20 protein-coding genes are annotated in these 18,594 nt (G+C 68.5%); 4 read left to right on the top strand and 16 right to left on the bottom strand.

What is annotated here, in order from left to right; translation table 11 throughout:
- Positions 1-2: 2 nt before the first annotated feature.
- Positions 3-857 carry an outer membrane lipoprotein-sorting protein gene (locus LRA98_RS01905; RefSeq protein WP_238633209.1) on the top strand — a complete coding sequence of 285 codons (855 nt, stop codon included), beginning with the start codon at positions 3-5 and terminating at the stop codon, positions 855-857.
- A 6-nt stretch (positions 858-863) separates the two neighbouring features.
- Positions 864-2,210 (top strand): DUF1302 family protein, encoded by a 1,347-nt coding sequence (locus LRA98_RS01910; protein ID WP_238633208.1) that lies wholly within the window; start codon positions 864-866, stop codon positions 2,208-2,210.
- A gap of 72 nt (positions 2,211-2,282) precedes the next feature.
- On the opposite strand, the gene LRA98_RS01915 is transcribed toward LRA98_RS01910, so the two are convergent.
- The 7 genes from LRA98_RS01915 to surE form a co-directional block, all read right to left on the bottom strand.
- Complete coding sequence (locus LRA98_RS01915) at positions 2,283-2,642, bottom strand: ArsR/SmtB family transcription factor (RefSeq protein WP_238633207.1); 360 nt, start codon at positions 2,640-2,642, stop codon at positions 2,283-2,285.
- Between the two features lie 38 nt (positions 2,643-2,680).
- Positions 2,681-3,547 (bottom strand): response regulator, encoded by an 867-nt coding sequence (locus LRA98_RS01920; protein ID WP_238633206.1) that lies wholly within the window; start codon positions 3,545-3,547, stop codon positions 2,681-2,683.
- A 92-nt stretch (positions 3,548-3,639) separates the two neighbouring features.
- Positions 3,640-4,659, bottom strand: coding sequence for an RNA polymerase sigma factor RpoS (rpoS, locus tag LRA98_RS01925; RefSeq protein ID WP_238633205.1), 1,020 nt, complete (start codon positions 4,657-4,659; stop codon positions 3,640-3,642).
- A 252-nt stretch (positions 4,660-4,911) separates the two neighbouring features.
- Entirely contained in the window at positions 4,912-5,652 is a 741-nt protein-coding gene (locus LRA98_RS01930; RefSeq protein WP_238633204.1) for a peptidoglycan DD-metalloendopeptidase family protein, read from the bottom strand.
- A gap of 7 nt (positions 5,653-5,659) precedes the next feature.
- The gene (locus tag LRA98_RS01935; RefSeq protein WP_201170527.1) at positions 5,660-6,241 is read right to left on the bottom strand and encodes a VTT domain-containing protein; all 582 of its coding nucleotides are present in this window, start codon (positions 6,239-6,241) and stop codon (positions 5,660-5,662) included.
- Positions 6,242-6,904, bottom strand: a complete 663-nt coding sequence (locus tag LRA98_RS01940; RefSeq protein WP_201170528.1) for a protein-L-isoaspartate(D-aspartate) O-methyltransferase — start codon at positions 6,902-6,904, stop codon at positions 6,242-6,244.
- Positions 6,904-7,659, bottom strand: coding sequence for a 5'/3'-nucleotidase SurE (surE, locus tag LRA98_RS01945; protein ID WP_201170529.1), 756 nt, complete (start codon positions 7,657-7,659; stop codon positions 6,904-6,906). The genes LRA98_RS01940 and surE overlap by 1 nt, the downstream gene beginning before the upstream one ends.
- Before the next feature lie 88 nt (positions 7,660-7,747).
- Between surE and LRA98_RS01950 the strand changes: the two genes are divergently transcribed.
- Positions 7,748-8,311 carry a Smr/MutS family protein gene (locus LRA98_RS01950; RefSeq protein WP_201170531.1) on the top strand — a complete coding sequence of 188 codons (564 nt, stop codon included), beginning with the start codon at positions 7,748-7,750 and terminating at the stop codon, positions 8,309-8,311.
- Positions 8,312-8,344: 33 nt separating this feature from the next.
- Here LRA98_RS01950 and truD read toward each other — a convergent pair whose 3' ends face one another.
- From truD to LRA98_RS01990, 8 genes are all read right to left on the bottom strand, one after another.
- Positions 8,345-9,358: a tRNA pseudouridine(13) synthase TruD gene (truD, locus tag LRA98_RS01955; protein ID WP_274519814.1), complete on the bottom strand. Its 1,014-nt coding sequence runs from the start codon at positions 9,356-9,358 to the stop codon at positions 8,345-8,347.
- A complete protein-coding gene (gene ispF / locus LRA98_RS01960) occupies positions 9,355-9,843 on the bottom strand; it encodes a 2-C-methyl-D-erythritol 2,4-cyclodiphosphate synthase (protein ID WP_338018474.1) in 489 nt (162 codons plus the stop codon). Before ispF ends, truD begins: the two co-directional genes overlap by 4 nt.
- On the bottom strand, positions 9,843-10,574 hold the full coding sequence (gene ispD, locus LRA98_RS01965) for a 2-C-methyl-D-erythritol 4-phosphate cytidylyltransferase (protein ID WP_238633203.1): 732 nt from the start codon (positions 10,572-10,574) through the stop codon (positions 9,843-9,845). The genes ispF and ispD overlap by 1 nt, the downstream gene beginning before the upstream one ends.
- Positions 10,571-10,843 carry a cell division protein FtsB gene (gene ftsB, locus LRA98_RS01970; protein ID WP_201170538.1) on the bottom strand — a complete coding sequence of 91 codons (273 nt, stop codon included), beginning with the start codon at positions 10,841-10,843 and terminating at the stop codon, positions 10,571-10,573. Before ftsB ends, ispD begins: the two co-directional genes overlap by 4 nt.
- A 39-nt stretch (positions 10,844-10,882) precedes the next feature.
- On the bottom strand, positions 10,883-12,169 hold the full coding sequence (eno, locus tag LRA98_RS01975; protein ID WP_238633202.1) for a phosphopyruvate hydratase: 1,287 nt from the start codon (positions 12,167-12,169) through the stop codon (positions 10,883-10,885).
- A 15-nt stretch (positions 12,170-12,184) separates the two neighbouring features.
- A complete protein-coding gene (gene kdsA, locus LRA98_RS01980; protein ID WP_338018539.1) occupies positions 12,185-13,012 on the bottom strand; it encodes a 3-deoxy-8-phosphooctulonate synthase in 828 nt (275 codons plus the stop codon).
- Positions 13,008-14,663 carry a CTP synthase gene (locus tag LRA98_RS01985; RefSeq protein WP_238633200.1) on the bottom strand — a complete coding sequence of 552 codons (1,656 nt, stop codon included), beginning with the start codon at positions 14,661-14,663 and terminating at the stop codon, positions 13,008-13,010. Before LRA98_RS01985 ends, kdsA begins: the two co-directional genes overlap by 5 nt.
- A 90-nt stretch (positions 14,664-14,753) precedes the next feature.
- Positions 14,754-15,083 carry a hypothetical protein gene (locus LRA98_RS01990; protein WP_238633199.1) on the bottom strand — a complete coding sequence of 110 codons (330 nt, stop codon included), beginning with the start codon at positions 15,081-15,083 and terminating at the stop codon, positions 14,754-14,756.
- A 224-nt stretch (positions 15,084-15,307) separates the two neighbouring features.
- On the opposite strand from LRA98_RS01990, the gene LRA98_RS01995 reads away from it, so the two are divergent.
- Entirely contained in the window at positions 15,308-17,290 is a 1,983-nt protein-coding gene (locus LRA98_RS01995; RefSeq protein WP_238633198.1) for a M1 family metallopeptidase, read from the top strand.
- Here LRA98_RS01995 and tilS read toward each other — a convergent pair.
- Positions 17,272-18,594: a tRNA lysidine(34) synthetase TilS gene (gene tilS, locus LRA98_RS02000; protein ID WP_238633197.1), complete on the bottom strand. Its 1,323-nt coding sequence runs from the start codon at positions 18,592-18,594 to the stop codon at positions 17,272-17,274. The two genes, LRA98_RS01995 and tilS, sit on opposite strands and share 19 nt — an antisense overlap.

Consider the following 18,594-nt stretch of genomic DNA (forward strand, 5'->3'; position numbering starts at 1 on the left):
CCATGGACCGAACCCTGCACAGCCCCAAGGACTCCGTCCCGGCAGGCAACCCGCCGCGCCGGCGCGGGCGGAACGCGCTGCTCACGACCCTGCTGCTCGCCTTCCCCGGCCTCGCCACCCTGGCCGCGGAGACGCCGGAGGTGGGGGACATCGTCGAGCGGGCCAACCTCGCCGCCTACTACGCCGGCGAGGACGGCCGGTCCGAGGCGCGCATGCGCATCGTCGACGAACGCGACCGCACCCAGACCCGGCAGTTCACCATCCTGCGCCGGGATGTCGAGGACGGCGGCGATCAGCAGTATCTGGTGGTCTTCAGTCGGCCGTCGGAGTTCCGCGGCGTCGTCTTCCTGGTGGAGAAACACCCCGGCGGTGATGACGACCGCTGGCTTTACCTCCCGGATCAGGACCTGGAGCGGCGCATCGCTCCGGGCGACAAGCGGACCAGCTTCGTCGGCTCCCACGTCTTCTACGAGGACGTCTCCGGCCGCCACCTGGAGGACGACGACCACGAGCTGGTGGAGGTCACCGACGACCATTACAAGGTGCGCTCTACCCCGCGGGATGGCGGGAATGTGGAGTTCGCGGCCTACACCACGTGGATTGACCGCGAGACCTACCTGCCACTGACCACGGAGTACGAGGACGACGATGGCACCGTTTACCGGCGCATCGAGAGCTCCGATGTGGAAGAGATCGACGGCTACCCCACCGCGATGCGCATGCGCGTCGAGGACGAGCGCATGGGGGGCCACACCGAGGTCCAGTTCCGCGGCCAGGAGTACGACCTGGGCCTGCCGGAGAGCGTCTTCACCCAACGCAGCCTGCGCAACCCGCCCCGCGACTGGCTGAGGAGGTAAGCGAGGATGAGCCCGGCACACGCGAGAAGCGTCCGTCTCCGCCGACGCCACGCCCTGCCCGGCTGGCTGGCCGGCCTGGCCCTGGCGGCCGGGACCGGCACACCGGCCCTCGCCGACTGGGACGACGACCCGTGGGCCGATGACCCCTGGGAGGAGGAAGAGCAGTGGCTGCCCTTCGAAGTGGACGGTTTCGTGGAGCTCGCCGGCGGCCACCACCTCCGGGACAACCGCCTCCTCGACAAGGACTACAACCTGGCCGAGACCCGCCTGCGCCTGGAGGCACGGGGCGACTGGCGCCGCTTCGATCTCCGCGTCCGCGGCGACGCCGTTGCCGATCAGGTCACCGAGGAGGTACGCGGGGAACTGCGCGAGGCCCGGGTGGCCTTCCCGCTTGGGCAGCGACTGGACATGCGCGTCGGCCGCCAGGTGCTGGCCTGGGGCACCGGCGACCTGCTCTTCATCAACGACCTCTTCCCCAAGGATTTCAACTCGTTTCTCACCGGCCGCGACGAAGACTATCTGCAGGGCCCGTCCGACGCGGTACGCGGCACCTGGTACGGCGACAACGTGACCCTCGACCTGGTCTGGACCCCGGTCTTCGAGCCCGACGACTACCCCGACGGGGAGCGGCTGAGCTTTTTCAATCCGTTAGACGGCGAGAGAACGGCAACATCCCCCCCCGCGGACGACCCAGACACGTTCCCCGACGACGGCGAGCTGGCGGCACGGCTGACCCACCGCATCGGCAGCGCCGAGCTGGCCGGGTACTTCTACCGCGGCTTCTTCCCGCAGCCGGAGCAGCGGCTCAATGACCGTTTCACCCACGCCCGGCTCAACGCCTACGGCGCCAGCATCCGCGACCGGATCGGGCCGGGCATCGCCAACGCCGAGGTCGGTTACTACGACTCGGTGGACAACCGCGACGGGGAGCGCAGCGGCGACGTGCCCAACTCGGAGGCGCGCCTGCTGCTCGGCTACACGTGGGAGGCGGTCACCAATCTGGACGTAGGCCTGCAGTACTACCTGGAGTGGCTGCAGGACCACGACGACCTCGAATCGGCCTGGAAGGACCAAAACCGAGACATTGATCGTCTGCCCGAAGAGCACCGCCAGGTGGTCACCACCCGGCTGACCTACAGCATGTGGCGGGACAACCTGACCTGGTCGCTGTTTGCCTTCTATTCACCGGACGACGCCGATTACTACCTGCGTCCGTCCGCGCGCTACCGCGCCTCCGACGCGCTCACCTACTCCGTGGGCGGGAATCTCTTCGGTGGCGACAGCGAGCACACCTTCTACGGCCAGTTCGAGCGGGATTCCAACCTCTACGCCCGGGTGCGCTATCGCTTCTGAACCCTCCCGTGCACTCGCCGGCGTGGCCCGCCCCGCAACCGCGGCGGCCCATGCCGGCGGCTGCGGGGTGCTCTACGACTGCTGGCAGAAGAGTTCGTAGAGGCGCTCGAGCAACGCCTCGGTCTCGGGGCTGGCCAGGCGGTAGTAGATGGTTCGCGACTCGCGCCGGGTGGCCACGATCCCCTCCTCGCGCAGGCGCGCCAGCTGCTGGGATAGCGCCGGCTGGCGCATCTTCAGGAGCTGTTCCAGCTCCCCGACGGAGCGCTCGCCGGCGACCAGATGGCAGAGGATCATCAACCTCCGCTCGTTGGCCAGGGCCTTGAGGAAGGTCGCGGCCTCGGCGGCCCGCGAGTCCATCTCCGTCGGGTCCGGGATCACGCCCTCATCGGGGGCGCTGCTCTGGATCTGTGGCTGCACGGTTTCCGTCGACATGGTCGGCTCCGGACTGCTTCGCGAATACAACGCGGCTCTCAGCCGTCAATGACATTGAAATAGTATCCGAGGTGGTCCTGCTTTTCGGGATCGTCATCCACAAAGCGCAGGGTCATGCGCAGGATGTCGGTGTCCTGACGCTTCTCGCCCGCCTGCAGGGCGTGGATGTAGGCGTTCATCCGGGATGTCCGCCCGTCCTCCTCGGTGGTGAAATCGAAGGTGGCCTGCTCGAGCAGGTTCGGCATGCGCTCGGGGCGCTTGAAGACCACCACGACCTGGTTGAAATCGATCTCCTTGACCAGGCAGCCGATCGTCCCGCCTGAATGGCGCACTTGGGCGATGACCTTGTCGCGGGGCACCGCACGTTCCTTGCGGGCGCCGCTACCGCCGGCACCGGTCTCCAGCCGTTCAGCGATATTCAGATCCCCGGAAAGCCCCCCGGCGAGCACCGCCGCCGAGTCGCCGCCCTGCACCTGGGTCTCGCCCCCGCCGAGCTTTTTCAACGCCTTGGCGGAGACACCCAGCGACTTGGTCAGTGCACGGGTGACGACTTCGTAGAGCTTTTCGTTGGTAAACGGCTTGACGATGTAGTTGGTGGCGCCACGCTCCACCGCCTGGACCACGTGCTCCCGGTCCCCGCGGCTGGTGATCATCACGAAGGGCACCTCGGCCAGGTTCTCGTCGGCACGCATCCATTCGAGAACCTCGAGGCCACTCACCTCGGGCATCTCCCAGTCACAAAGCACCAGATCAAAGCCGCCCGTGGTCAGCTTCGCCTGCGCCTGCCGTCCATTGGCGGCCTCGTGTACGACGAACCCAGGGTAGCCGAGCTTGACCCCCTTTTTCACCAGATCCCGGGTGAAGGTCGCGTCGTCCACGACCAGGATGTGGAGCTTCTTCGCCATGGCGCCTCCTACGGGTGCCGGGTCAGCTTATCAAATCCCTGACCCTTTTCCGTAGGAGAACGCCTCGCGTCCCGGCTCGATTGCCTGACGCGCTAGCCGAAGACCGCCTCCTGGGAGTAGCCATCCCGCTCCATGAGTTCACGCAGGCGCCGCAGGGCATCGATCTGGATCTGACGGACCCGCTCGCGCGTCACCCCGACCTGCGCGCCCACCTGCTCAAGGGTGTAGCGTTCGTGTCCGTTGAGCCCGAAACGCCGCTCCAGCACGGCGCGCTGCTTGTCGGTGAGGACCGAGAGCCAGTCCTCCAGGTGCTGCATAACCTCGCCATCTTCCAGCGCGCTGTCCGGCACGCTCTGCGTCTCGTCGGGGATGGCATCGAGCAGCACCCGGTCGGAGTCCTTGCCGATGGGGACATCCACCGAGGTGGTCCCCTCGTTGAGGCCGCGCATCCGCCGGACGTCCTCCGCTGAGCGGCCCATGGCCTCGGCGATCTCGTCGACCGTAGGCTCGTGATCCAGTGTCTGCGTCAGCCGCCGCTGGGTGCGCAGGTACTGGTTGATCTCCTTGATGACGTGGATCGGCAACCGGATGGTGCGGGTCTGATTCATGATGCCGCGCTCGATGGTCTGCCGGATCCACCAGGTGGCGTAGGTGGAAAACCGAAACCCGCGCTCGGGATCGAACTTCTCCACGGCACGGATCAGCCCCAGGTTGCCCTCTTCAATGAGGTCGAGGAAGGCGAGCCCGCGGTTCATATAGCGCCGGGCGATCTTGACCACCAGACGGAGATTGCTCTCGATCATGCGACCCCGGGCCGCCGCGTCGCCCTGCTGGACTCGACGCGCCAACGTGACCTCTTCCTCGGCGGTAAGCAAAGAGGCGTGCCCGATCTCGTTGAGGTAAAGCTGCGTGGCGTCCAGCGCCGTCCGGCACTCGGCACTGGATCGATTCCTGCTGCGAGGCCGGCGTTCCGGCTCGGGCTCGGGCTCGCTGGCCCCATCCATGCCCACAGGCTGCATCAGCTCCATGGGGTCATCCGTCATCGGGGTATCCTGCTCCGTCTCCGAATCAGTGTACGGGTATACGCTCCCAACCGCGGTATCGAGGGTCATCGCGGACCTCCCAGTGGTCTCTGCGGAACCGCTCGCCGGGCTTCCAAGCCCGGCTCCTTGGGCAGCCGATGGGGGATCGGCTCCCTGTCAACTCACGGTGCTAGCGCACCGCCCCCAAGAACCCTTTGCCGAGGAGACTTAACCCCTTGTTTTGATGATCGTTATTTGAAACGGAATCAACTCGGCCTATGGTTAAGTTATTACCAAACCATCGCCAGCGCAACAAGAAAAGTGTGAACCGTTAACCCCTTTTCACAAATCGCGCGCAGGCAGGTAATCCTCCGGGTCGACCACCTCTCCGTCGATGCGGATCTCGAAGTGCAGGCTGGCCTCATCAGCCCCAGGGGCTCGCCCCATCTCGGCGATGGGGTCGCCGCCGCTGACCCGCTCGCCCTCCGCCACGTTCAGGGCTCGGTTGTAGCCATAGGCCGACAAGAAGCGGTCATCGTGCATGACGATGACCAGGTTGCCGTAACCACGCAGACCGCTGCCACTGTAGACCACTTCACCATCGGCCGCGGCGCGCACCGTGTCCCCCTCCGAACCGCCGATCTGGATGCCACTCTTGCCACCGCTGTCGGTGGCGTAGGAGCGCCGCACTACACCGTCGGCCGGCCAGACCCAGCCGAGTTCGTAGTCCGGCGCATCGTCCGGCGGCGGGGGCGGCTCCCGGGTCGTATCCTCGGTCTGCCCCGGGGCCGTATCCGCTGCGTGCCCTCCCGCAGCACCCTCGTCGCCGGGCGGATTGAGCACTAGGTAGGCCCCGGCCTGGATCTCGTCCGGGTTGGCCAGCTCGTTCCAGCGCTGCAGCTGCTCGACCCGCAGCCCGTGCCGCCAGGCGATGCGGCCGAGCGTATCGCCTGGCTGCACCTCGTAGAGATAGATACGACGGTGTCCGTCCTCTTCCCAGTCCCCGTCCCAGAGCGTCGCGCACCCGGGCATCAGCAGGAAGATCAGTGCCCAGGCCAGCGCTCGCGACGGGTTGCCCACCATGGGACGGCTATCCGTATTTGACCCACAGCATTCCGAGCAGCAGCAGGACGACACTGATCCAGCCGATCCGCTCGACGTGGCGCAGGAGCCAGGGCTCAAGCCGGGCTCCTCCCCAGGCTACCAGCCCCGCTACCAGGAAGAACCGTGCCCCACGCCCGAGCAGCGACGCGACCACAAACGGAACCAGCGCAACCCCGGTGGCACCGGCCGCCACGGTAAAGACCTTGTAGGGGATCGGCGAGAAGCCCGCCACCAGCACCACCCAGAAGCCCCAATCCTGGAACCAGTCCACCGCCGTCCGATAGGCCTGCTCGTAGTCGGCAGCCGCGATCCAGGGCTCAACCAGATAGAGGGCGAAGTGGCCCAGGGCGTAGCCGATCAATCCACCGAGCACGGACCCCACCGTGGCGATCAGGGCGAAGGCCGCCGCCCGGTTCGGCCGCGCCAGGGACATCGGCGCGAGCAAGACATCCGGCGGGATCGGAAACACCGACGACTCGGCGACGCTGAGCCCACCCAGGGCCCAGGGGGCCCGGCGGTGACCCGCCCACCGTACCGTCCAGCTGTACAGCGGTCCGAACAGTCGCACTCAGATCCGCCCCTCAAGCATCGGCACGAAAGAGACCCCGGCCGCCCGACGCTGCTCGTACTCGTCGCCACGACGATCCACCACCAGCAGCTCCTGGTAACCGGCCCCGCCAATCGGCGCCACCAGACGTCCCCCGTCGGCAAGCTGCTCAAGCAGCGCCTCCGGTAGCGCCTCCGGCGCCGCGGTCACGATGATGCCGTCGTAGGGGGCGTACTCGGGCCAGCCCTCGTAGCCGTCCCCGTGGCGGAGCTGGCAGTTGAACAGGCGGGCGGTGTGCAGCCGCTCGCGGGCCTTGCGCAACAGCGAGCCGATACGCTCGACGCTGTAGACCCGAGGCACGAGCCGGGCCAGTACCGCCGCCTGGTACCCCGAGCCGGTCCCCACCTCCAGCACGCGCTCCGGCACCCCTTGTTCGAGCAGCAGTTCCGTCATCCGCGCCACCACCCAGGGCTGGGAGATGGTTTGCCCCTCGCCGATGGGCAGAGGGGTGTTTTCGTAGGCGCGGCTCTCCAGGGCCTCGTCCACGAAGAGGTGGCGGGGTACCTCGCGCAGCGCCGCCAGCACCCGTTCATCGTGGATCCCCTGGGCGGCCAGCGCTTCCACCAGCCGGTCCCGGGTCCGCTGAGACGTCATGCCGATACCGGTTGCATTCCGCTCGCGCATCACCAGGTCACCCCGTCCAGCCAGCCGCGGACCTGCTCCAGCCCCTGGTGCCGGGTCAGGTCGACCTGAATCGGCGTCACCGAGACGAAGCCATTGCGCACCGCGTAGAAGTCGGTCCCCGGGCCGGCGTCCTGTTCCGAGCCCGGTGGCCCCACCCAGTAGATGGTGCGACCGCGCGGATCGTGCTGCTTGATCACCGGCTCGGCCCGGTGGCGGCAGCCGAGCCGAGTGGCGTGGAAGCCCTGGATCTCATCCCAGGGCAGATCCGGCACGTTGACGTTGAGGATGCTATCCGGCGGCAGCGGATCATCCTGGATCTGCTCGAGCAGCTTGACGGCCACCCGCGCCGCCGTGTCGTAGTGGACCGGCGCCCAGGTCCCGGCCAGGGAGATGGCCACCGCCGGCAGCCCCAGGTAGCGCCCTTCCATGGCGGCCGCCACCGTGCCGCTGTAGAGCACGTCGTCGCCCAGATTGGCACCGGCATTGATGCCGGAGAAGACCATGTCCGGATCCTCCTCCAGCAGCCCGGTGAGCGCCAGGTGCACACAGTCGGTCGGTGTTCCCTGGACCCGGTAACGGTGGGGCTCGATCTGATTGACCCGGATGGGGTCCTCAAGCGTCAGCGAATTGCTGGCTCCGCTGCGGTCCCGTTCGGGCGCCATCACGGTCACCCGCGCCACGGTGCCGAGCCGTTCGGCCAGGGTCAGGATCCCCTCGGCCTGGTAACCATCATCGTTGCTGATCAGAATGTACATCTCGCTCCTGCAGGCGCAGCCTCGAACACACAGTTGCCGCCAAGATTGGCAGTATAACGTGTCGGGGAGCACCACCGTGGGGTTGGGCATGAGCAACGGGCAAGACGACAGCGGCGACTCCCGCGACCCGGCGGACGAGGCGGCCGTGTTCCGCCGAGCCATGGCCGGCGTGCGCCGTTACGAAAACGACCGGGCCGATACGCGACCGCCTCCCCCGCCGCCCCGCCCTGCCCAGCGTGAAGCCGACGAACGCCGGGTTGTCGAGAGCCTGCTCGATCCCCCGCCCGACCCGGCGGAGGTCGAGACCGGCGAGGAACTGCTCTACTACCGCGCCGGGGTCCAGCGACGCGTGATCCGACAGTTACGCCGGGGGCACTACCCGCCGGCGGCCCAGCTGGATCTGCACGGGCTAACCCGGCGCGAGGCCTACCGTGAGCTGGTGCTCTTCCTAGCGAGCGCCGCTGATCGCGGTTTGCGTTGCGTGCGTATCATCCACGGCAAGGGACGCGGCTCGCGACAGCCGCAACCGGTGCTCAAGGTTTCGGTGGATCAATGGCTGAGGCGCCGCGACGACGTTCTGGCCTTTGCCTCGGCCCCGGAGAGCGATGGCGGCACCGGAGCCGTCTACGTGCTGCTGCGCAACCGGGGCTAGGAGCCGCGTCCCCGGCCGCCGGGGACGCGGGCCTCACTCCTCCGCGGTATCGAGGATCTCAGCGACCACTGTGGTGGCGTAAGCCCCGGCGGTCAGGGTGAACTCAAGCGAGAGGGTATCCGGCGCGGGCCAGTGCCAGGCCAGCCGCCGAGGCATCAGGCGCAGCGGCCGCCGGTCGGCGCGAACGCCCCGCTGGGCGAGCGCGCCGAGCAGCTCTGGCTCTTCGGACAGGACCTCGGACTCGAGGGTGGCCACCTCGCCTCTCGGCCCGTCGCCCTCGACCCCCGGCAACGGCCCAGTGGGGTGGACATCACCCTGGACAACGCGGCGACGCAGCGCGGCGTCAAACACCTCCACGGGGAAGTGACTGCCGGTGCCATCGAGGGCTGCTCGCTCTCCGGGCCGCACGACATCCCAGCTACCCGCCGCCACTCGCCGCGCCAGCACACGATTGAACAGGTCCGAGCGCACCGCGGAGATCAACAGCCCCCGCACGGTGCGCCCCCGCACCGGCTCGCCATCGAGCAGCCAGGCACGGGCCTGCTGCAGATTGCGGCCCCCGCGCCCGAACCGCTGCGGGCCGAAATAATTGGGCACCCCGCACCGGGCAATGGCCAGCAACCGCCGCTCCACCGTCCGGCGCGGCGCGGACACGTTGCGCATAAGCAGGCTGAAGCGGTTGCCGCTGAGCGCTCCGCGCCGCAGCTTGCGGGCATTGCGTGTGGCGGTGACGACCTCCAGGCCGTCGTCCAGGCAGCCCGGCGCGAGGGCCGGGCATGGCTTCGGCGCGTGAACGGAGAACCACTGCGTGGTGACCGCGTGCCGGTCCTTGAGGCCGGCGAAGCTCACCGCACCCCGCGCCACGCCGGCCTGGGATGCCAGCAGCCGGGCGACCGCCTCGGTGGTCCAGCCCCTCTTGCGAATCTGGAGCAGGCAGTGCTCTCCACCGCCGGAAGGCCGGAACGGGAGGATTTCATCCACCCGGAAGTCCTCGGGACAGGCGCGCAGTCGCGCCGTGCCCAGGGGACCGCCGAAGGCCCGGATCAACCCCGCCCCGGGGCCGATTCCACCAGGACAACGGCCATCGCGGCGATCCCCTCGCCACGCCCGGTGAAACCGAGCCGCTCGCTGGTGGTCGCCTTGACGTTGACCGCCCCGGGCGCCAGCTCCATGGCATCCGCCGTGGCCTGACGCATGGCATCGATGTAGGGGGCCAACTTGGGGGCCTGGGCAATCACGGTGCCATCAACGTTCACCGGCACCCATCCAGCCTCCGCGGCCAACCGCAGCGTTGATGCCAGCAGGCCGGTGCTGTCCGCATCCCGCCAGCGCGGGTCGTCGTCCGGAAAGTGGCGGCCGATATCCCCCAGTCCACACGCTCCGAGCAGGGCATCGGTGACCGCGTGCAAGAGCACATCGCCGTCCGAGTGGGCCTCCAGCCGCTTGTGGTACGGAATGGCCACCCCGCCCAGCCGAAACCCCTCGCCCTTGCCGCCGAAGCGATGAACATCAAAACCCTGCCCGACACGAATCACGCCGTTCGCTCCCTCTCTGTGGCCGCCCGCTGCGCCGCGAGCACGGCGGCAGCCAGATCCAGGTCAGCCTGGTGAGTGATCTTCAGATTGCCGGCCTCGCCGGTCACCAGACGCGGGTGACCGCCGTGCCACTCCACAGCCTGCGCCTCGTCGGTGACGGCGACACCGGCCGCGAGGGCCGCATCCAGTGCCGCGGAAAGACGCTCCAGCGGGAAAAGCTGCGGCGTCTGCGCCTGCCATAGCCCGTCCCGAGAGACGGTGGCATCCACGCACCCCGCGGCGGCACGCTTGAGGGTATCGCGCACGGGGGTCGCCAGCAGCGCCCCATCGGCGGCCAGGCCACCCTCCTCGATCAGCCGGTCCAGCTCCGCCGCGCTGAGACAAGGACGCACGGCATCGTGGACCAGCACGCGGTCCTCCGGCCCGGCGATCCCGCTTAGGTAATCCAGGGCCGCCCGCACCGAATCGCGCCGCTCGGCGCCTCCATCAACACGGTGCACGGGCTTGTCCGGCAGCTCGCCGGCCAGGCCCAGGGCATTCCAGTAGCCGTCGTCGGCAGCCAGCGCCACGACAGCCCCGGCTACCTTTGGGTGCCCGAGCAGGCGCTCCAGGGCCCAGCCGATAACGGGCCGACCCAACAGCGAACGGTACTGCTTGGGGCCATCCCCGCCCCCCATACGCCGACCGACACCCGCCGCCGGTATCACCGCCCAGTAGCGCGCCATCACTCCTCCACGACCTGGTAGAAGACCTCATCCTGACGGATCATGCCGAGCTCATAGCGTGCCCGCTCCTCGAGGGCCTCCGTGCTCTCCTTGAGGTTTTCCACCTCGGCTGCCAGGGCCTCGTTGCGCGCCTCGGCCCGCTCGTTCTCCGCCTGCTGCGCGGCGACTGCGCTGCGCAGCTCAAGCAGGCCGGGGATGCTGGCCTGCCCGAACCAGAGCTGGCCCTGCAGCAGGATCAGCAGCACGCCGAGCAACCCGTTCACCCAACGCATGGCGCCCTCCCGCGACGGCCCCACGCGGTGGTCACCGGCCTACCCCTGCTCGGGGCGGAGCGCGTCGCGACCCACGTAACGGGCATCGTCTCCAAGCTCCTGCTCGATGCGCAGCAGCTGGTTGTACTTGGCCACCCGATCCGAGCGGCACAGCGAACCGGTCTTGATCTGGGTCGCCCGCGTCGCCACGGCCAGATCGGCAATCGCCACATCCTCGGTCTCGCCCGAACGGTGGGAAACCACCGAAGTGTAGCCGGCCTCGTCGGCCATGCGGATCGCCTCCAGCGTCTCGGTCACCGTACCGATCTGATTGAGCTTGATCAGGATCGAGTTGGCGATGCCGCGATCGATCCCCTGGCGCAGGATCTGCGGATTGGTGACGAACAGGTCGTCGCCCACCAGCTGCACCCGGTCCCCGAGGCGCTCGGTTAGGATCTTCCAGCCGTCCCAGTCGGACTCATCCATGCCGTCCTCGATGGAGACGATCGGATACCGGTCGACGAGCTGCGCCAGGTAGTCGGCAAAAGAGGCCGCATCGAAGTCACGACCCTCGGAGGCGAGTCGATAGCGGCCGTTGCTGTGGAGCTCGGAGCTCGCCACGTCGAGAGCCAGGGCCACCTGCTCACCAGGCTGATAGCCGGCGCGCTCCACGGCCTCGATGATGGCCTCCAGCGCCGCCTCGTTGGAGGGCAGATCCGGGGCGAAGCCACCTTCGTCGCCGACGGCCGTGGAGAGTCCGCGCTCGTTGAGGACCTTCTTCAGGGCGTGGAAGATCTCGGCGCCACAGCGCAGGGCCTCGGAGAACCGATCGAACCCGAGGGGCATGATCATGAACTCCTGGATGTCCACGCTGTTGTCGGCGTGCTCACCGCCGTTGAGGATATTCATCATCGGTGCCGGCAACTGAGCCGAGGAGCCCTCCTGCTGGAGGTGGCGGTAAAGGGGCAGTCCGCGGCTGCGCGCCGCCGCCTGGGCCACGGCCATGGACACGGCGAGGATGGCGTTGGCACCGAGGCGGTCCTTGTTGGGGTTGCCGTCAAGCTCGATCAGCTGCCGGTCCAGGGCGGCCTGATCGTCAGCACTGACGCCCCGCAGCGCCTCGCGGATGGTGGTATTGACATTCTCCACCGCGGTGCGCACCCCCTTGCCGTTGTAGCGCGCTCCGCCGTCACGCAGCTCCACCGCCTCACGGCTGCCGGTCGAGGCCCCGGAGGGGACCGCGGCGCGGCCGAAGCTGCCGTCATCCAGCCAGACATCCGCCTCGACGGTGGGGTTGCCGCGGGAGTCCAGTACCTCGCGGCCGATGACACGCTCGATGTTCGCCATGATTCAGTCGCTCCTTCATTGCTCGGCGAATCCCCGCTCCTTGACCACGCGATCCAAGGCGATCAGCGTCTCAAGGAGTTCGCGCATCCGCTCCAGTGGCCACGCATTCGGGCCGTCGGACAGCGCGCGTTCGGGATCCGGATGGGTTTCCATGAACAGCCCCGACACGCCGGCAGCCACCGCGGCCCGCGCGAGCACGGGAACGAACTCCCGCTGGCCGCCCGAGGCGTGACCCTGGCCACCGGGCAACTGCACCGAATGCGTGGCGTCGAAGACCACCGGCGCCTCGGTGTCACGCATCACGGCCAGCGCCCGCATGTCGGAGATCAGGTTGTTGTAGCCGAACGATACCCCGCGCTCGCAGACCAGAATCTGCCGATTGCCGGTGGCGCGCGCCTTGTCGACGACGTGAGCCATATCCCAGGGGGCGAGGAACTGCCCTTTCTTCAGGTTGACCGGGAGCCCGCAGGCGGCCACCCGCTGGATGAAGCTGGTCTGGCGACAGAGAAAGGCCGGGGTCTGGAGGGCATCGACCACGGAGGCGACCTCGTCGAGCGGGGTGTCCTCGTGGACGTCGGTGATCACCGGCACCCCAAGCTCGCCGCGCACCCGCTCAAGTACCCGCAGCCCCGCCTCCATGCCGGGGCCGCGATAGCTCTGGGCCGAGGAGCGGTTGGCCTTGTCAAAGGACGACTTGTAGATCAGCGGGACGCCGAGTTCGCGGCAGAGTTCGCGCAGCTCGTGGGCACTGTCCAGCGCCAGCTGCTCGGACTCGATCACGCAGGGGCCGGCGATCAGGAACAGCGGCTGCTCGAGGCCGGCGCGGAACCCGCAAAGCTCAATGCTGCTCATAATTCAGGGCCTGCGCAGTACCGTCGCGACGGGCCATCGCTGCCCGCACGAAACTGGCGAACAGCGGATGCCCGTCCCGGGGCGTGGAGGTGAATTCCGGATGGAACTGACAGCCGATGAACCAGGGGTGGTCGGGTAGCTCCACGACCTCGACCAGCCGGCCGTCCTGGGACCACCCCGAGAAGCTCAGGCCCGCTTCGGCCAGGCGCTCACGGTAGTGGTTGTTGAATTCGTAACGGTGGCGATGGCGCTCGACAATCCGATCCTTGCCGTAGACCTGATTGATCAGGCTCCCGGCGCCAAGCCGACAGGGCTGCCCGCCCAAGCGCATGGTGCCGCCCAGGTCGTCGGCCTCACCGCGCTGCTCGAGGTCACCGTCGTCGGTCATCCACTCGGTGATCAGACCGATCACCGGATGGTGCGGGTGGCGGATGAACTCGGTGCTGTGGGCGTTCTCCAGCCCCGCCCGGTGCCGTGCATACTCGATGACTGCCAGTTGCATGCCCAGACAGATGCCGAGGTACGGTACCCGATGCTCCCGAGCATAGCGCACGGCCTCGATCTTGCCCTCGATACCACGCTGCCCGAAGCCACCCGGCACTAGGATCGCGTCCGCCCCCTGCAGTGCCGCGCACCCCTCGCGCTCCAGGGACTCCGAGTCGACGTAGCGGATATTCACCCGCTGCCGGGCTTGGATACCGGCGTGACGCAAAGCCTCGTTGAGAGACATGTAGGCGTCGGTCAGGTCGACGTACTTGCCAACCATGGCCACCGTCACCTCGCCCTCCGGGTTGGACATGATTTCCACGACCCGGTGCCAGTCCCCCAGGTTCGCCGGCGGCAGCTCCAAGCCCCACTTCTCGGCGACGATGTGATCCAGCCCCTGCTGATGCAACTCCTCGGGGATCTGATAGATGTTCGGTACATCCAGCGCCGCGATTACCGCGCGCGGATCGACGTTGGTGAACAGGGCGATCTTGCGCCGCTCCTCCTCGGGGATCGGGTGCGCCGCGCGGCAGACCAGGATATCCGGCTGGATGCCGATCGAGCGCAGCTCCTTGACCGAGTGCTGCGTCGGCTTGGTCTTCATCTCCCCGGCGGTGCCGATGAACGGCACCAGGGTCAAATGCATGAACAGGCACCGCTCACGCCCGAGCTCAGTACCCATCTGACGGATCGCCTCGAGGAAGGGCAGCGACTCGATATCGCCCACCGTCCCACCGATCTCGACCAGCGCGACGTCGACATCGTCGGCACCCTCCTGGATGCAGCGCTTGATCTCATCGGTGACGTGGGGGATGACCTGCACAGTACCACCGAGGTAGTCCCCACGGCGCTCCTTGCGGATCACGCTCTCGTAGATCCGGCCCGTCGTGAAGTTGTTGCGGCGACTGACCGGGGCACGCACGAACCGTTCGTAGTGACCCAGATCCAGATCCGTCTCGGCCCCGTCGTCAGTGACGTAGACCTCGCCGTGCTGGAAAGGGCTCATCGTCCCCGGGTCGACATTGATGTACGGGTCGAGCTTGATCAGGGTCACGCTCAGGCCGCGCGCCTGGAGGATGGTCCCCAGGGAGGCGGCCGAGATGCCCTTGCCCAGGGAGGAAACCACGCCACCGGTAATGAATAGATAACGCGTCATGGACAGAGCCAGCCGAGGGAAGGGTGAACCGGGAAACGGAATGGCGGAACCTTACCAGAAGGGGGGTAGGCCCACAACGCACCCGGCGGCTCAGGAGTCTCCGCCACGCGGCCCTTCGGGGCCGAAGCAATCGCTCAGGACGTTGATGAGTTGGTCCACGGCGGCCCGCGAGGTGACGTCGAGCCGACGATAGACCGAGATCAGGCGCACCTCCCCCTCATCGAGAGTGAAACGGGACGCCGAATACTCGGCACCACCCGACTCGGCCAGCACCTCACCGGGGTGCATCGGCCCCTCGCCGTACTCCAGCCAGCCGTGGCGCACGCCCAGCGCCCGGGCGAGAAGGGCGATGTGCTCCCGGGTGGGGAAGTTCTGGCCCTCGAGCCAGCCGCGCGCCGCCTGCTTGGATACCCCGACCATACGACCCAGCCGGGCATACTCCCGCGGACCGACTCCACACCGGTGGAGGGCTTGGCGGAGTCGTTCGGCGAACTGGGCCCGCGCGTCTTCAGATCCAGGATTACATGCCATCGTCGCAGGCTAAGGAGGGCGGTCGAAAAAGGCAGTTGCCATCGACAACCGCTGCTTGTCGTCGGCAGCCGGCACGGACGACGCGCCCAGCCAGGGTGCGCTATGATGCCCGCATGTGCAGGCTCGCCCGCATCCTCGCCGCTGCCCTGCTCGCCACCCTGCCGGTGGCGGCTGCCAGCTCGTGGCCCGATGACCCACAGGCCGAGATGGATGTCCGCCTGCACCCCGACGATGGCCGGCTCGAGGGGCGCCTGACTCTGCAACTCCCGGACGAGGGACCATTCTCTCTGGCTGTCGGGCCGGGATACCGCATCGACGAGGTGGCGCTCGACGCCGGTAGCGCGGAGAAACTGGGCCAACGGGGGGTCATCCTGCGCCCCGGGGAGGCCACTGAAGCCCGGCTGCGCTGGTCCGGCGAACCCGGCGAGGAAAGCCGGGGTGCCCACCTGCGACCCGAGGGCGCCTGGCTCGCCGCGGAGGCCGGCTGGTACCCCCGCCCGGCGGAACGGAGTACGGGCTACCGGCTGAACGTCACTGTGCCGGAACCTCTCCAGGTGGTGGCCGAGGGAACGCGCGTCGATGAGCGCATTTCAGACGGCCTGCGCCGCGTCGAGTTCCGCCATCCGGCGCCAGCGCGTGGCATCACCCTGTTCGCCGGCGAATGGGAGCAACGCAGCCGATCCGTCCGTCACGGGACCGTCCACACGTTCTTCCCTGAACACCTCGCGGAGCACCACGACCTCTACCTGGAGAAGACCGGGGCCTACCTGGACGAATACAGCGACTGGATCGGCCCGCCACCGCACGAGACCTACTCGGTGGTCGCCGCACCATACCCCGTGGGCCTGGCTTTCGCCGGATTCACCGCCCTCGGCGAGCAGGTCATCCCCCTGCCCTTCATCCCGGAGACCTCGCTGCCCCACGAAGTCGTCCACAACTGGTGGGGCCGCGGTGTCTACACCGACTACGACGAAGGGAACTGGAACGAGGCCCTGACCTACTACATGGGCGATTACCACCAGGCCGCGCAGCGGGATACCGAGCAAGCGCAGCGCCTGCGAGGAGACTGGCTGCGCAGCCAGGCCGCGCTCCCCGATGCGGCTGACTACCCGCTCAGCGAGTTCCGGCACAACCGGGGGACGGTCGACGAGATCATCGGCTACCAGCGCGGCGCCCAACTCTTCCATACCCTGCGCCGAAGCCTCGGCGAAGCGGCTTTCGACCAGGCAGTGCGCCGGTTCTACGCCCGGCACGCCCACCAGGAGGCCAGCTGGTCGGACCTCGAGACCGCCTTCGCGGGAGCTGCGGAGGACGAGGGCGCGGACGCCGAAACCGTCCCGGCGCTGTTCGAGTGGTTCCTTTCGGCCACCCGCGCCCCGGATCTGGAACTGGATGAACGCACGCTCGAGGTCGCCCACGAGGGGGACGACCGCTTTCGGATCCGGGTAGACATTGCCTGGGATGAGGACGGCTACCCGGTCTCTGTCCCCGTCGTGCTTAAGGGCGAAGACGGCCGTCTGGACGAACGGGACATCCGCCTGCAACCGGGGGAGCGAACCCGGATCGAGTTCACCAGCGAGACCGCTCCCCGCTACCTACAGGCCGACCCGGACCACCACCTGTACCGCCAGCTGGCCCTCGGTGAGGGAGTCTCCATCCTGCGCGACACCCTGCTGGCCGAGTCCGTGACCCTGGTCGCTAGCTGGGACGGCCTGGAAGCAGCCGCCGAGCGAGCGCTGCGCGGCGAGGTCGAGCCCGGCGCCCCGGATCGCGACCGCCCCCTTCTGATCGTCGGCCCCAGGGAGGCGGTCAGCGAACACCTCGAGGCGATCAAGGCCTGCGTCACCGATCGGATCCGGCCGGTGGACCGTTCCCCCGTCGCCTGGGCCAGCACCACCGGGGGCGGACAACCGCTGATCGCCCTCGCCGCCGAGGACGCCGAAGAGGCTCGCGAGGCGCTGCAGCGTCTGGCGCGCTACGGCCGGCACAGCTACGTCGGCTTCGGTAGCGGCCACGATGCCGAGACCGGGCTCTACAACCCCGCCGACCGCCACGGGCTGCGCCTGCCCCTGGCCGATCAGCTGGACGCCGACTGACCCGCGACGCGAGGCGGTTGCCACAGCAGTCGCACCCCCGGCATGGCCCGGCACGATGGGGCCACGCCGTAGCCCGGCACGGCGATCGGGCGATGACCGGAGAAGACCACCGGAACCCGGCTGCGCTCCCAGGGCGGGACACCCAACCGCTGATACAGGCGCTGCAGCCTGCGCCGGGCATCCGCATCCAGCACTGCGGCACGGAAGACCACCGTCACCCCCTGCGCAAGGAGTTGTCCGTCGATACCCCGCGGGCTCCACCGCGCTGACAACGTGCCCCCGGCCAGGCTCAGCGCCCCCCGGCCAAACCAGGAGCACGGCTCCGGATCGGGATCCGCGCCCAACGACTCGGCGGGCAGCAAGTGGAGCCGCCCCCGGTAGCGGCGGATGCACCCGTCCGGCCAACGCAACTCCGGCTGAGCCCCTTCGCCCGATTCAAGCAGCGCCTGCATGCCGACGGCCAGCCGCCGGCCCGGCGGCGGACGGTGCCCGGAACGAACCAGCCAGTGGCGAAGCACGGCCTGACGCCGATACGGCGCCAGGCGCAGCAGCTCGGCTACCGCCGGGCGCCCGTCGGCGGCACGCGCCGCCGCCAGATCGCTGTCCAGGTAGCCATCCAGCAAGGCCTGATCCGCCTGCAGGGCAGCCACCCCCGCCTGCAGGCGGCCAGCTGCATCCGGCCAGCGCGCCGCCAACGCAGGCAGCACATGCTCGCGCAGATAGACCCGGTCATGGGCAGGATCCCGATTGGCCGGATCCTCGATCCAGTCCGCACCACGGGCCTGCAGGTAGGCCGTCAAAGAGGCACGCGACACCTCCAGCAGCGGCCGCGCCAACCGACCCCGCCCCAGCGGTCGGGTTGTCGGCATGGCGCACAGCCCGTGCAGGCCGCCCCCGCGCAGTGCCCGGAGCAGGAAGGTTTCGGCTTGATCCTCGGCGTGGTGCGCCAAGACAAGGCACTCGCCGGGGGCCACTAGGGCACTGAAAGCCCGGTAGCGCGCCTCCCGGGCGGCGGCCTCCAGGCCCTGACCGACGGGGGAAGGCACATCCACGCGGCGGCACTCGAGTGCCACCCCCAGGCGCTGGCATACGGCCCGGCAATGCTCCGCCCAGCGGGCCGATCCGGCGTGCAGGCCGTGATCGATATGGACTGCACCCAGCGGCGCTGGCAACTCATCGCGGCCTTCGGCCAGGGCGTGAAGCAGTGCCGTGGAATCCCGCCCGCCGCTGAAGGCGACCCGGTAGCCCGCGGCCGCGGGGGCCAGGGCCAACAACCGCGCCACCAGCGCCCCGGGGTCGAGCAC

It is taken from the genome of Halorhodospira sp. M38, from assembly GCF_022227985.1.
Classification (GTDB): Bacteria; Pseudomonadota; Gammaproteobacteria; order Nitrococcales; family Halorhodospiraceae; genus Halorhodospira; species Halorhodospira halophila_A.

Bases quoted from the DNA above. Each gene is read 5' to 3' on its own strand.
- LRA98_RS01940 (WP_201170528.1), bottom strand. From the start codon at position 6,904: ATGCGCGAGCGGAATGCAACCGGTATCGGCATGACGTCTCAGCGGACC.
- eno (WP_238633202.1), bottom strand. From the start codon at position 12,169: ATGGCGAACATCGAGCGTGTCATCGGCCGCGAGGTACTGGACTCCCGC.
- LRA98_RS01985 (WP_238633200.1), bottom strand. From the start codon at position 14,663: ATGACGCGTTATCTATTCATTACCGGTGGCGTGGTTTCCTCCCTGGGC.
- LRA98_RS01995 (WP_238633198.1), top strand. From the start codon at position 15,308: ATGTGCAGGCTCGCCCGCATCCTCGCCGCTGCCCTGCTCGCCACCCTG.
- LRA98_RS01910 (WP_238633208.1), top strand. From the start codon at position 864: ATGAGCCCGGCACACGCGAGAAGCGTCCGTCTCCGCCGACGCCACGCC.
- LRA98_RS01905 (WP_238633209.1), top strand. From the start codon at position 3: ATGGACCGAACCCTGCACAGCCCCAAGGACTCCGTCCCGGCAGGCAAC.
- LRA98_RS01930 (WP_238633204.1), bottom strand. From the start codon at position 5,652: ATGGTGGGCAACCCGTCGCGAGCGCTGGCCTGGGCACTGATCTTCCTG.
- rpoS (WP_238633205.1), bottom strand. From the start codon at position 4,659: ATGACCCTCGATACCGCGGTTGGGAGCGTATACCCGTACACTGATTCG.
- surE (WP_201170529.1), bottom strand. From the start codon at position 7,659: ATGTACATTCTGATCAGCAACGATGATGGTTACCAGGCCGAGGGGATC.
- LRA98_RS01915 (WP_238633207.1), bottom strand. From the start codon at position 2,642: ATGTCGACGGAAACCGTGCAGCCACAGATCCAGAGCAGCGCCCCCGAT.
- LRA98_RS01990 (WP_238633199.1), bottom strand. From the start codon at position 15,083: ATGGTCGGGGTATCCAAGCAGGCGGCGCGCGGCTGGCTCGAGGGCCAG.
- LRA98_RS01950 (WP_201170531.1), top strand. From the start codon at position 7,748: ATGAGCAACGGGCAAGACGACAGCGGCGACTCCCGCGACCCGGCGGAC.
- ftsB (WP_201170538.1), bottom strand. From the start codon at position 10,843: ATGCGTTGGGTGAACGGGTTGCTCGGCGTGCTGCTGATCCTGCTGCAG.
- LRA98_RS01920 (WP_238633206.1), bottom strand. From the start codon at position 3,547: ATGGCGAAGAAGCTCCACATCCTGGTCGTGGACGACGCGACCTTCACC.